Genomic DNA, 12,844 nt, shown 5'->3' with positions numbered 1-12,844 from the left:
GATTGTGACAGATAAAGAAAAGCGTTTAGAGAGGCAGTCAAGAATCCGGAATTTCTCCATCATCGCCCATATAGACCACGGCAAATCGACCTTGGCGGATCGGATTTTAGAAAAAACATCGGCGATCACCCAGCGGGAAATGAAAGAACAATTGCTTGATTCAATGGACCTTGAACGCGAACGGGGAATTACCATCAAATTAAATTCCGTTCAGCTGAAATACAAAGCAAAAGACGGAGAAGAATATATATTCCATCTCATCGACACGCCCGGACACGTCGACTTTACATATGAAGTTTCGCGAAGCCTGGCTGCCTGTGAAGGCGCGATTCTCGTTGTTGATGCGGCTCAGGGAATAGAAGCGCAGACATTGGCGAACGTCTATCTGGCGCTTGATAATGATCTTGAGATTCTTCCTGTCATTAATAAAATCGATCTTCCGAGCGCAGAGCCAGAACGTGTGCGTCAAGAGGTTGAGGACGTTATCGGCCTTGACGCTTCAGACGCCGTCCTCGCTTCAGCGAAAGCGGGCATCGGCATCGAAGACATTTTAGAACAGATCGTAGAAAAAGTGCCGGCTCCCGCGGGAGATCCGGAAGCTCCGCTGAAAGCGCTCATCTTTGACTCGCTTTATGACGCGTACCGCGGAGTCGTCGCGTATATCAGAGTCGTAGAAGGAACGGTCAAACCGGGCCAGAAAATTAAAATGATGGCAACCGGAAAAGAGTTTGAAGTCATTGAAGTCGGCGTCTTTACGCCGAAAGCGCAGCCGGCTGACGAATTGACAGTCGGTGACGTAGGCTATTTGACAGCCGCAATCAAAAACGTCGGCGACACCCGTGTCGGTGATACGATCACGAGCGCGGTTAAGCCTGCGGCAGAAGCGCTTCCGGGCTACCGCAAACTCAATCCGATGGTATACTGCGGACTTTATCCGATTGACACAGCCAAATATAATGATTTGCGCGAAGCTCTGGAAAAACTTGAATTGAACGATTCATCTCTTCAATACGAGGCGGAGACGTCACAAGCCCTCGGCTTCGGTTTCCGCTGCGGTTTTTTAGGAATGCTTCACATGGAAATCATTCAAGAGCGGATTGAACGGGAATTTAAAATTGACCTTATTACGACCGCGCCGAGCGTTATTTATGACGTTTATATGACGGACGGCGAAAAGATCATCGTGGATAACCCGTCAAACATGCCTGACCCGCAAAAAATAGAGCGGGTGGAAGAACCTTATGTCAAAGCGACGATGATGGTTCCGAACGATTACGTCGGAGCGGTTATGGAGCTTTGCCAGGGGAAACGGGGCAACTTTATCGATATGCAGTACTTAGACGCCAACCGGGTCAGCATTGTATATGAGATGCCTCTTGCGGAAATCGTATATGAATTTTTTGATCAGCTGAAATCCAGCACGAAAGGGTACGCCTCTTTCGATTACGAGCTGATCGGCTACAAACCGTCCAAACTCGTCAAAATGGACATTATGCTGAATGCAGAAAAAATTGATGCGCTGTCATTTATCGTGCACCGCGATTACGCATACGAGCGCGGGAAAGTCATCGTCGAAAAATTGAAAGAATTGATTCCCCGCCAGCAATTCGAAGTGCCCGTACAGGCAGCGATCGGACAGAAAATCGTGGCCCGCTCAACCATTAAGGCCATGCGGAAAAACGTCCTTGCAAAATGTTACGGAGGAGACATCTCGCGGAAACGGAAGCTTCTTGAAAAACAAAAAGAAGGAAAACGCCGGATGAAGCAGGTCGGCTCGGTAGAAGTGCCGCAGGAAGCGTTTATGGCCGTTCTTAAAATGGATGACAGCCCGAAAAAATAACGGAAGCCGCCGCAGTCCCGCGCTGCGGCTTCTTTCTGTAAAGAAGAAGGTGTTTCAAAATGAAATCAGCTTATATTCATATTCCGTTTTGTGAGCATATCTGCCACTATTGCGATTTCAATAAATATTTTATTCAGAGCCAGCCTGTCGATGAGTACTTAAACTCACTCGAAAAGGAAATGATAAACACAATAGAACGGACGGGACGCCCCGATCTCCGCACGATTTTTATCGGGGGAGGCACGCCGACATCGCTCTCACCCGACCAGCTGGAAAAATTGATGGATTCCATTCACCGTGTGCTGAAACCTTCTGACGGACTCATAGAATTTGCCGCGGAAGCGAATCCGGATGATTTGTCCCCGGAAAAATTAAAAATCATGAAAAATGCCGGTGTCAACAGGCTGAGCTTCGGTGTTCAAACCTTTGAAGATGAGCTTTTACAAAAAATCGGCAGAGTGCATAAACAAAAGGACGTATTCACTTCCTTTGAACGAGCGAGGGCTCTCGGCTTCGACAACATCAGTCTCGATTTGATGTTCGGCCTGCCGGGTCAGACGCTGGCCGACCTTGACAATTCCGTCAAAACGGCTTTGTCTCTTGATGCGGAGCATTATTCCGTTTACTCGCTGATCGTAGAGCCGAAAACGGTGTTTTATAATTTAATGCAAAAAGGCCGTCTGCATCTCCCGGCGCAAGAACAAGAGGCCGAGATGTATGAAACGGTCATGAGGCAGATGAGTGAAGCGGGCATCCGTCAATACGAGATCAGTAACTTTGCAAAGCCCGGATACGAGTCGCAGCATAATCTGACGTATTGGAGCAATGAAGCGTATTTCGGTTTTGGCGCAGGCGCTCACGGGTATATCAGCGGCACGCGCACCGTCAACGCCGGGCCTGTGAAACATTACATTCAGCTCATCGAAGAAAAGGGGCTGCCTTATCGTGACACGCACGAGGTGACACGTGAGGAGCAGATTGAAGAAGAAATGTTCCTCGGTCTCAGAAAAATGTCCGGCGTACAAAAGCAAGCTTTTCTCGATAAATTCGGACGCTCGGTTGACGAACTGTTTCCCGATGTTCTCAAAGATTTAACCGAAAAAGGCCTGATCTGTGACACGGAAGAATCGGTTGCATTAACGCATGAGGGCAAATTATTAGGAAATGAGGTTTTTGGCGCTTTTTTGGGTGAGTTATAATTGACATTTTTCTTTTGGTTTGTTACTTTTGATATAGAATTAGCACTCGCTGACCTTGAGTGCTAACAGGGGTGATGATGATGTTAACAAATCGTCAGCTGTTGATCCTGCAAGTGATTATTAATGATTTTATACAATCAGCGCAGCCTGTAGGATCAAGAACTCTTTCAAAAAAAGACGAGATTACATTCAGCTCTGCAACGATCAGAAACGAGATGGCTGACTTGGAGGAATTGGGCTTTATTGAAAAAACCCATTCATCCTCAGGACGGATTCCGTCGGAAAAAGGGTACAGGTATTATGTCGATCATTTGCTGTCACCCGTCAAGCTGACAAAAACCGATCTGGATTTAATTCACTCGATATTTAAAGAAAAAATCTTCGAGCTGGAAAAAACAGTCCAAAAATCAGCGCAAATCCTGTCCGATCTGACAAACTACACATCGATTGTCCTCGGGCCGACGCTGAGCGAGAACTATCTTAAACAGATTCAAATCGTTCCGATCCAGCCGGATAAGGCGGTCGCCATCCTCGTCACGAACACGGGTCATGTCGAAAACCGCACCATCAATTTTCCGGCTAAAGTGGATTTGGCCGATATTGAAAAACTGGTCAATATATTAAACGATCGATTAGCGGGCGTGCCGATGGACGAACTGAATGAGCGTATTTTTAAAGAGGTTGTCACATATTTAAGGCAGCATATTGCCAACTATGACAGCATTCTCGAATCGCTCCGATCCACATTCCATCCGGCGACCCATGTTGAGAAATTGTTTTTCGGCGGAAAAATCAATATGCTGAATCAGCCGGAGTTCCACGATATTGAACGGGTCCGCTCGCTCTTATCCTTAATTGAAAAAGAGCAGGATGTTCTGAAGCTGTTTCAGTCATCAAAAGCCGGGATTTCAATCAAAATCGGGAAAGAAAATGACTACGAAGAAATGGAAAACTGCAGCTTAATCACGGCCACCTATACTGTTGATACGAAGCAGATCGGATCAATCGCCATCATCGGGCCGACACGCATGAATTATTCAAGAGTCGTCAGCCTGCTGCAGCACGTGACTTCGGACTTGTCAAAAGCATTCACAAGTTTGTATGATGAATAAGGGAATTTTGGCAATCATTTTCAGTCATCTTTTTACAGCATTTGAGGGAGGTGAACACAATGTCAGAAGAAAAACAAACCGCAGAACAGGTTGAAGCAGCAGAACAAGAAGAAATGACAGAACAAGCCGCTTCAGAAGAACAGCATGAAGAAACCGTTGGTCAGGAAGAAGACCTTCAGCACCAAATTGATGAATTGCAGGGTTTGCTTGATGAAAAAGAAAACAAGCTTTTGCGTGTTCAAGCAGACTTTGAAAACTATAAACGACGCAGCCGCCTTGAAATGGAAGCTGCTCAGAAATACCGTTCTCAAAACGTCGTAACGGAAATCCTTCCGGCTCTCGACAACTTTGAACGGGCTTTACAGGTAGAAGCTGAAAGCGAGCAGACAAAAAGCTTGCTGCAAGGTATGGAAATGGTCCGCCGCCAGCTGATAGACGCCCTTGAAAAAGAAGGCGTTGAAGCCATCGAAGCTGTCGGTCAGGAATTTGATCCGAACCTTCACCAAGCCGTAATGCAGGTCGAAGATGAAAACTTCGGCAGCAATATTGTTATCGAAGAACTGCAAAAAGGCTACAAACTGAAGGATCGCGTTATCCGTCCTTCAATGGTAAAAGTGAATCAATAACTACATAGCAGGAGGTAATTCAAAGTGAGTAAAGTAATCGGAATTGACTTGGGTACGACAAACTCATGTGTGGCAGTGCTTGAAGGCGGCGAGCCTACAGTTATCGCCAATGCTGAAGGAAACCGTACTACTCCGTCAGTCGTTGCATTTAAAAACGGCGAGCGCCAAGTAGGGGAAGTGGCAAAACGCCAATCAATCACAAACCCTAACACAATCATGTCTGTCAAACGCCATATGGGTACTGACTATAAAGTAGAAATCGAAGGAAAAGACTACACGCCTCAAGAAGTGTCAGCTATTATCCTTCAGCATCTGAAAGCATACGCTGAAAGCTACCTGGGCGAAACAGTTTCAAAAGCTGTTATCACGGTTCCGGCATACTTCAACGATGCAGAGCGTCAAGCGACAAAAGATGCCGGTAAAATCGCCGGTCTTGAAGTAGAGCGTATTATCAACGAACCGACTGCAGCAGCGCTTGCATACGGACTTGATAAAACGGACGAAGACCAAACCATTCTTGTATACGACCTTGGCGGCGGTACGTTTGACGTATCTGTTCTTGAACTTGGCGACGGCGTGTTTGAAGTCCGTTCAACTGCCGGTGACAACCGTCTTGGCGGGGACGACTTTGACCAAGTCATCATTGATCATCTCGTAGCAGAATTCAAAAAAGAAAACGGCATTGATCTTTCAAAAGACAAAATGGCGCTTCAGCGTTTGAAAGATGCAGCTGAGAAAGCGAAAAAAGACCTTTCCGGCGTATCATCTACGCAAATTTCTTTACCATTTATCACAGCGGGAGAAGCAGGTCCTCTTCACCTTGAGCTGACATTGACCCGCGCTAAATTTGAAGAGCTTTCCGCTCATCTTGTTGAACGCACAATGGCTCCTGTCCGTCAGGCTCTTCAAGATGCGGATCTTTCTGCAAGCGAAATCGACAAAGTTATTCTTGTCGGCGGATCTACACGTATTCCTGCCGTACAGGAAGCAATCAAAAAAGAAACAGGTAAAGAAGCGCATAAAGGCGTAAACCCTGATGAAGTTGTAGCGCTTGGTGCTGCGATTCAAGGCGGCGTCATCACAGGAGACGTAAAAGACGTTGTACTTCTTGACGTTACACCGCTTTCTCTCGGTATTGAAACAATGGGCGGCGTGTTCACGAAACTGATCGACCGCAATACGACAATTCCGACGAGCAAGTCTCAAGTATTCTCAACTGCAGCTGACAACCAAACAGCTGTTGACATTCACGTGCTTCAAGGTGAGCGCCCGATGTCTGCCGACAACAAAACGCTCGGCCGCTTCCAGCTTACTGATATCCCGCCTGCACCGCGCGGCGTACCGCAAATCGAAGTTTCTTTCGATATTGACAAAAACGGTATCGTAAACGTAAGAGCGAAAGACTTAGGCACAGGAAAAGAACAAAACATTACAATCAAATCTTCTTCAGGTCTTTCAGATGACGAAATCGAACGCATGGTAAAAGAAGCGGAAGAAAACGCTGACGCTGATGCGAAGAGAAAAGAAGAAATCGAAGTCCGCAACGAAGCTGACCAGCTTGTGTTCCAAACGGAAAAAACTCTAAAAGACCTGGAAGGCAAAGTGGACGAAGAGCAAGTGAAAAAAGCAAACGACGCGAAAGACGCGCTGAAAGCAGCTATCGAGAAAAACGAAATTGAAGAGATCAAAGCGAAAAAAGATGAGCTTCAAACAATCGTTCAAGAGCTTTCCATGAAGCTTTATGAAGAAGCGGCAAAAGCGCAGCAGGCTGAAGGCGGAGCAAACGCTGAAGGCAAAAAAGCGGACGATAACGTTGTCGATGCGGAATACGAAGAAGTAAAAGACGACGAAGCGAAAAAATAAGTTCTTTCCGCAGAAAGCGGAAGAACACACAGCATATTCTGATTCAACAGACAGAAAGTCAAAGTCAGGCATCTCTTGGCTTTGACTTTTTTTCTTGCCCGGGATAAAAGGAATTGAAAAAACATAATTCAAAATGATACAATCTAATTTATGTGAGAAATTCGGGAGAGTGAAGCGAGATGAGTAAGCGTGATTACTATGAAGTGCTTGGAGTAAGTAAGAGCGCTTCAAAGGATGAAATCAAAAAAGCCTATCGGAAGCTTTCAAAAAAATATCATCCTGATATCAATAAAGAATCCGGAGCAGATGAAAAATTCAAAGAGGTAAAAGAAGCATACGAAGCGCTCTCAGACGACCAAAAACGCGCTCAATATGATCAATTCGGCCATACTGACCCTAATCAGGGCTTCGGAGGCGGATTCGGCGGCGGGGGAGACTTCGGCGGTTTCGGTTTCGATGACATCTTCTCAAGCATTTTCGGCGGCGGCACGAGACGCCGTGATCCGAATGCACCGCGGCAAGGCGCTGATCTGCAGTATACAATGACACTGTCATTTGAAGATGCGGCTTTCGGAAAAGAGACGATCATTGAAATTCCCCGCGAAGAGAATTGCGAAACATGTAAAGGCTCTGGCGCAAAGCCGGGAACAAAGCCGGAAACGTGCTCGCACTGCGGAGGTTCAGGCCAGCTGAATGTCGAACAGAACACGCCGTTTGGCAAAGTGCTTAACCGAAGAGTCTGCCACCACTGTGAAGGAACAGGGAAAATCATCAAAAACAAGTGTGCGGACTGCGGCGGCACGGGCAAAGTGAAAAAACGGAAAAAAATCAACGTTACGATCCCTGCCGGTGTGGACGACGGACAGCAGCTGCGCGTTCCGGGTCAAGGTGAACCGGGTGTAAACGGAGGTCCTCCGGGAGATCTGTTTGTCGTATTCCATGTGCGCGCCCACGAGTTCTTTGAGCGTGACGGAGATGATATTTACTGTGAAATGCCGTTAACGTTTGCCCAAGCGGCACTCGGAGACGAAGTGGAAGTGCCGACGCTTCACGGAAAAGTGAAATTGAAAATTCCTGCCGGCACACAAACCGGCACAAAATTCAGATTAAGAGGCAAAGGCGTGCAGAATGTCCGGGGCTACGGACAAGGCGACCAGCACATTGTCGTCCGCGTCGTCACACCGACAAATCTGACAGATAAACAAAAAGACATCATCCGCGAGTTTGCTGAAGTGAGCGGTAACCTGCCGGATGAACAAGAAATGAGTTTCTTTGACAAAGTAAAACGCGCATTTAAAGGCGAGTAATGATTGGATAGGAGTTGGTAGTTTTGAAATGGTCCGAAATCAGCATTCACACAACACATGAAGCGGTCGAACCCATCTCAAATATTTTGCATGAAGCTGGTGCGAGCGGGGTTGTCATCGAAGATCCGCTTGATTTAATGAAAGAGCGTGAGAATGTTTACGGGGAAATCTACCAGCTCGACCCCAATGATTACCCCGATGAGGGTGTCATTGTCAAAGCGTATCTGCCGATCAACAGTTTCCTGGGCGAAACGGTCGACGGCATTAAAGAGACGATTAATAATCTGCTGCTGTACGATATTGATTTGGGCAGAAACAAAATCACCATTTCTGAGGTTAATGAAGAGGAATGGGCGACAGCTTGGAAAAAGTATTACCATCCTGTGAAAATTTCTGAAAAGTTCACGATCGTTCCCACATGGGAAACATATACACCGGTGCATACGGATGAACTGATTATCGAAATGGATCCGGGCATGGCATTCGGTACGGGAACGCATCCGACAACCGTTCTGTGCATTCAGGCGCTTGAGCGTATCGTTCAAAAAGGAGACCGTGTCATTGATGTCGGCACGGGTTCTGGAATTTTGAGCATCGCAGCCGCCATGCTTAAGGCTGAATCGGTTCATGCGTATGATCTTGACCCGGTCGCTGTTGAAAGCGCGCGTCTGAATGTGAAATTGAACAAAGTGAGCGATACGGCCGAAGTGAAGCAGAATAATTTGTTAGACGGCATCACGGGCGAACATGATGTCATTGTCGCAAATATTTTGGCTGAAGTGATTCTCCGCTTTACATCGCAGGCGTACAACCTGCTCAAAGACGGAGGCCATTTTATTACTTCAGGCATTATCGGCCAGAAAAAACAGGAAGTAAAAGAAGCGTTGGAAAAAGCCGGCTTTACCATCATAGAAATTCTGTCTATGGAAGATTGGGTCAGCATCATCGCGAAAAAATAACAGTTAGTAGGTGTCACAGCGTATGCAACGATATTTTATCGAGCTCACGAAGCAGGAGATGGACGAAACCCCCGATTTTCACATCACGGGGGAAGACGTCCACCATATTGCCAACGTCATGAGAATGAGTGCGGGAGGCCGGATTATCTGCTGTTCGAAAGACGGCCATGAAGCGCTATGCCTGCTCAAAGAGATTTCTAAAGATCATATATCATGCAGCGTCGCTGAATGGACGGGGGAAAACCGTGAACTGCCGTTAAAGATCAGGATCGCCAGCGGCCTTCCGAAAGGCGATAAGCTTGAGTGGATTATCCAAAAAGGGACCGAGCTCGGGGCAAGTATGTTCATCCCTTTTCAAGGCGCCCGATCCGTCGTTAAGCTTGACGACAAAAAGGCAAAGAAAAAGCGGGAGAGATGGGCGAAAATCGCGAAGGAAGCGGCGGAGCAATCGTACCGCAATGAAATTCCCGAAGTGAAAACCGTTCATACATTCCGGCAGCTGCTTGAGATGGCGGAGAATGTCGATAAATGTGTCGTTGCATACGAGGAGTCATCAAAGCAGGGAGAAACGGGCGCTTTCGCCGCGGAACTCAAAAGCCTTCCGCAAGGTTCGTCTCTTTTAATCGTATTCGGCCCTGAAGGCGGTCTGACTGAGTCTGAAGTTCAGCAGCTTTCAGAAAAAGGCGCCGTCTTATGCGGCCTCGGACCGAGAATTTTACGGACTGAAACTGCGCCGCTTTACGCGTTAAGCGCAGTTTCCTATCATACAGAGTTATTAAGAGGTGATCAGTAATGGCAACTGTTGCTTTTCATACCCTTGGCTGCAAGGTCAATCATTATGAAACAGAAGCAATCTGGCAGCTGTTTAAAGATGCGGGTTATGAACGAAAAGAATTCGAACAGACAGCAGATGTATATGTCATTAATACATGTACGGTAACAAACACGGGAGATAAAAAAAGCCGTCAAGTCATCAGAAGGGCGATCCGCCAAAATCCTGACGGCGTAATCTGCGTAACAGGGTGCTATGCGCAAACATCTCCGGCAGAAATTATGGCCATCCCGGGTGTTGACATTGTCGTCGGCACGCAGGATCGTGAAAAAATGCTCGGCTACATTGAGCAGTACAGGGAAGAGCGCCAGCCGATCAACGGTGTCGGCAACATTATGAAAGCACGCGTGTTTGAAGAGCTGGATGTTCCCGCTTTTACTGACCGGACAAGAGCGTCATTGAAAATCCAAGAGGGCTGCAACAACTTCTGTACGTTCTGCATTATTCCTTGGGCGCGCGGCCTGCTTCGTTCCCGCGATCCTGAAGAAGTCATTAAACAGGCGCAGCAACTGGTGGATGCCGGTTATAAAGAAATCGTTCTGACTGGGATTCATACGGGCGGCTACGGCGAAGATATGAAAGATTATAATTTTGCCAAGCTTCTTCGTGAGTTGGATACACGTGTAGAGGGACTGAAACGGATCAGAATTTCATCTATTGAAGCAAGCCAAATCACTGATGAAGTGATTGAAGTGCTGGATGCGTCTGATAAAATCGTCCGCCACCTTCACATCCCGATTCAATCAGGATCAAACACCGTGCTGAAACGGATGAGACGAAAATATACGATGGAATTTTTCGCTGACCGTTTAAATAAGCTGAAAGAAGCACTGCCGGGTCTTGCCGTAACTTCTGATGTTATCGTCGGTTTCCCGGGTGAAACAGAAGAAGAATTTATGGAAACATACCGGTTCATTAAAGAACATAAGTTTTCTGAGCTTCATGTATTCCCTTACAGCAAACGCACCGGAACACCTGCGGCCAGAATGGAAGACCAGGTTGACGAGAATGTGAAAAATGAACGGGTGCACAAGCTGATTGCCCTGTCTGACCAGCTTGCCAAAGAATATGCCTCTGATTACGAAGGAGAGGTTCTGGAAATCATTCCGGAGGAGACGTTTAAAGAGTCTGATGAAGACGGCATGTTCGTCGGCTATACGGACAATTACATGAAAGTCGTCTTCAAAGGCACGGAAGATTTAATCGGCAAACTTGTTAAAGTCAAAATTCAAAAAGCAGGCTATCCGTACAATGAAGGACAATTCGTCCGCGTCGTTGAGGAAGAAATGACTCAGAACATGCGCATGTCTTCATAACAGATAAAAAAACCGATGCCCTCGCGCATCGGTTTTTTTACGGTTTCGCAGGGATCAGCCTGTCAATCAGCCGGTAAAACAAATGAGTGAACGGGAGAAACAATAAGGCGGTGACAACATTAAACAAAAGGCTGAAATGCGCGATCTTTTGCGCGGGATCGTCAGACAGCCGCTCCGTAAAATCCGCTGTTGCGGACAGGAAGGGAAACACGAGGAGTACGCCGAGAATATTAAAGACAACGTGAGCGCCGGCGGTCTGTCTGGCGGCATAGCCGCCTGAAACAGCAGCCATGACGGCCGTGACGCATGTCCCGATATTAGATCCCAAAACGACGCTGACCGCCTGATCAATGCCGATCATCCCTTCGTTCATAAAGCTCATTAAAATGCCGATGCAGACGGAGCTTGAATGAATGATTGCAGTCAATATCATGCCGATAAAAAGAGCGGACCAGCTTGAATCATTTACATGGCGCAATACCTCCGCTCCCGCCTTCATTTCTGTCAGCGGAACGGCAAGACGGCTGAAGCATGTGATGCAAAAAAAGATGATGCCGAGACCGAGGAAGCTTATGCCGATCTGCCTGAACGGGTATTTACGGATGAGAATCAGCACAAGGCCGCCGATAAAAAGAACCCAAATGAGCACATCCATTTTTATGGCCAAAAATTCCGTCGTAAATGTGGAGCCGACATTCGTGCCGAGAATCATCGGAATCGTCCGTTTAAAAGGTAAAGCGCCTGCACTGACAAAGCCGATAACAATGACCATAAAGGCTGAGCTGCTCTGAAGAAAACCCGTGAATACGATGCTAATGAGAAAAGCTTTCAACGGGTGGTCGGTAAACAAGAGCAGGCTCTTCTCAATTTTTGAATACGTTAATGCGATCAGTCCCTGTCTGAGCAGGCTCATTCCGAGTAAAAAAATCAGGATAAGTGCAGTGAAAAGAATCAGTATCAGCAAACGAAACACCCCTTTCCGTCATTATATAGACAAGCCACCTGTTTCATGCCGGAAAAGTGAACTCACTTAGTTGACCTGACTGATGGCTTATATTATAATGTCAAAGTACATGTTTATATGTGTATCTTTTTAAAGGTAGTCGATTGGTGTATTCGGAGGGAGGGAAAGAGAATGTCAAAAACGGTCGTTAGAAAAAACGAATCGCTTGAAGATGCTCTTCGTCGCTTCAAACGCAGTGTATCAAAGACAGGTACTTTGCAAGAAGCAAGAAAGCGCGAATTTTATGAAAAACCTAGCGTAAAGCGCAAGAAAAAGTCAGAAGCTGCTAGAAAACGCAAATTCTAAAAGAGGGTGGATTTATGAGTCTTCTTGAGCGACTTAACCAAGATATGAAGCTGTATATGAAAAGCCGTGAGAAAGACAAACTGACTGTCGTTCGAATGGTGAAAGCTTCACTTCAAAACGAAGCAATTAAGCTTAAGAAAGACAGTTTGACCGAGGATGAGGAACTTACTGTCCTATCTCGTGAACTTAAGCAACGTAAAGACTCCCTCCATGAATTTTCAAACGCTAATCGTTTAGATTTAGTAGATAAAGTTCAAAAAGAGCTGGACATTTTAGAAGTTTATTTACCGAAGCAGCTTTCTGAAGAAGAGCTGCAGACAATCGTAAATGAAACCATCGCTGAAGTCGGTGCGAGCTCTAAAGCGGACATGGGCAAAGTGATGAGTGCTATTATGCCTAAAGTAAAAGGTAAAGCTGACGGCAGTGTGATTAACAGACTTGTCAGCAGTCAATTATCCTAATTGACAAGAAAAAGACATCT

General features: G+C 46.5%; 12 protein-coding genes. 11 read left to right on the top strand and 1 reads right to left on the bottom strand.

Features of this window, described 5'->3' with window-relative positions; genetic code table 11:
• Positions 1–4: 4 nt before the first annotated feature.
• The 9 genes from lepA (at position 5) to mtaB (ending at position 11,054) form a co-directional block, all read left to right on the top strand.
• Positions 5–1,840 carry a translation elongation factor 4 gene (gene lepA / locus ACW5MY_RS11935; protein WP_013352938.1) on the top strand — a complete coding sequence of 612 codons (1,836 nt, stop codon included), beginning with the start codon at positions 5–7 and terminating at the stop codon, positions 1,838–1,840.
• 59 nt (positions 1,841–1,899) lie between these two features.
• The gene (gene hemW, locus ACW5MY_RS11930; protein WP_013352937.1) at positions 1,900–3,039 is read left to right on the top strand and encodes a radical SAM family heme chaperone HemW; all 1,140 of its coding nucleotides are present in this window, start codon (positions 1,900–1,902) and stop codon (positions 3,037–3,039) included.
• Between the two features lie 80 nt (positions 3,040–3,119).
• Positions 3,120–4,151 (top strand): heat-inducible transcriptional repressor HrcA, encoded by a 1,032-nt coding sequence (gene hrcA / locus ACW5MY_RS11925; RefSeq protein WP_013352936.1) that lies wholly within the window; start codon positions 3,120–3,122, stop codon positions 4,149–4,151.
• A 59-nt stretch (positions 4,152–4,210) separates the two neighbouring features.
• Positions 4,211–4,777 (top strand): nucleotide exchange factor GrpE, encoded by a 567-nt coding sequence (grpE, locus tag ACW5MY_RS11920; protein ID WP_013352935.1) that lies wholly within the window; start codon positions 4,211–4,213, stop codon positions 4,775–4,777.
• Positions 4,778–4,801: 24 nt separating this feature from the next.
• A complete protein-coding gene (dnaK, locus tag ACW5MY_RS11915; RefSeq protein WP_014470690.1) occupies positions 4,802–6,640 on the top strand; it encodes a molecular chaperone DnaK in 1,839 nt (612 codons plus the stop codon).
• Positions 6,641–6,819: 179 nt separating this feature from the next.
• Entirely contained in the window at positions 6,820–7,947 is a 1,128-nt protein-coding gene (dnaJ, locus tag ACW5MY_RS11910; protein WP_061573778.1) for a molecular chaperone DnaJ, read from the top strand.
• Positions 7,948–7,970: 23 nt separating this feature from the next.
• On the top strand, positions 7,971–8,906 hold the full coding sequence (prmA, locus tag ACW5MY_RS11905; protein ID WP_013352932.1) for a 50S ribosomal protein L11 methyltransferase: 936 nt from the start codon (positions 7,971–7,973) through the stop codon (positions 8,904–8,906).
• A gap of 22 nt (positions 8,907–8,928) precedes the next feature.
• Complete coding sequence (locus ACW5MY_RS11900) at positions 8,929–9,699, top strand: 16S rRNA (uracil(1498)-N(3))-methyltransferase (protein WP_013352931.1); 771 nt, start codon at positions 8,929–8,931, stop codon at positions 9,697–9,699.
• Positions 9,699–11,054, top strand: coding sequence for a tRNA (N(6)-L-threonylcarbamoyladenosine(37)-C(2))-methylthiotransferase MtaB (gene mtaB / locus ACW5MY_RS11895; protein ID WP_013352930.1), 1,356 nt, complete (start codon positions 9,699–9,701; stop codon positions 11,052–11,054). The genes ACW5MY_RS11900 and mtaB overlap by 1 nt, the downstream gene beginning before the upstream one ends.
• A 37-nt stretch (positions 11,055–11,091) precedes the next feature.
• On the opposite strand, the gene ACW5MY_RS11890 is transcribed toward mtaB, so the two are convergent.
• On the bottom strand, positions 11,092–12,018 hold the full coding sequence (locus ACW5MY_RS11890; RefSeq protein WP_013352929.1) for a Na/Pi symporter: 927 nt from the start codon (positions 12,016–12,018) through the stop codon (positions 11,092–11,094).
• 171 nt (positions 12,019–12,189) lie between these two features.
• On the opposite strand from ACW5MY_RS11890, the gene rpsU reads away from it, so the two are divergent.
• On the top strand, positions 12,190–12,363 hold the full coding sequence (gene rpsU, locus ACW5MY_RS11885; protein ID WP_003152957.1) for a 30S ribosomal protein S21: 174 nt from the start codon (positions 12,190–12,192) through the stop codon (positions 12,361–12,363).
• A gap of 14 nt (positions 12,364–12,377) precedes the next feature.
• The gene (locus ACW5MY_RS11880) at positions 12,378–12,824 is read left to right on the top strand and encodes a GatB/YqeY domain-containing protein (protein WP_007408278.1); all 447 of its coding nucleotides are present in this window, start codon (positions 12,378–12,380) and stop codon (positions 12,822–12,824) included.
• Positions 12,825–12,844 lie beyond the last annotated feature (20 nt).

This window comes from Bacillus sp. Bwzl_19, from assembly GCF_054900515.1.
The sequence above is the reverse complement of the archived record's forward strand: the minus strand, read 5'-3'. Positions and strand labels throughout refer to the sequence as shown.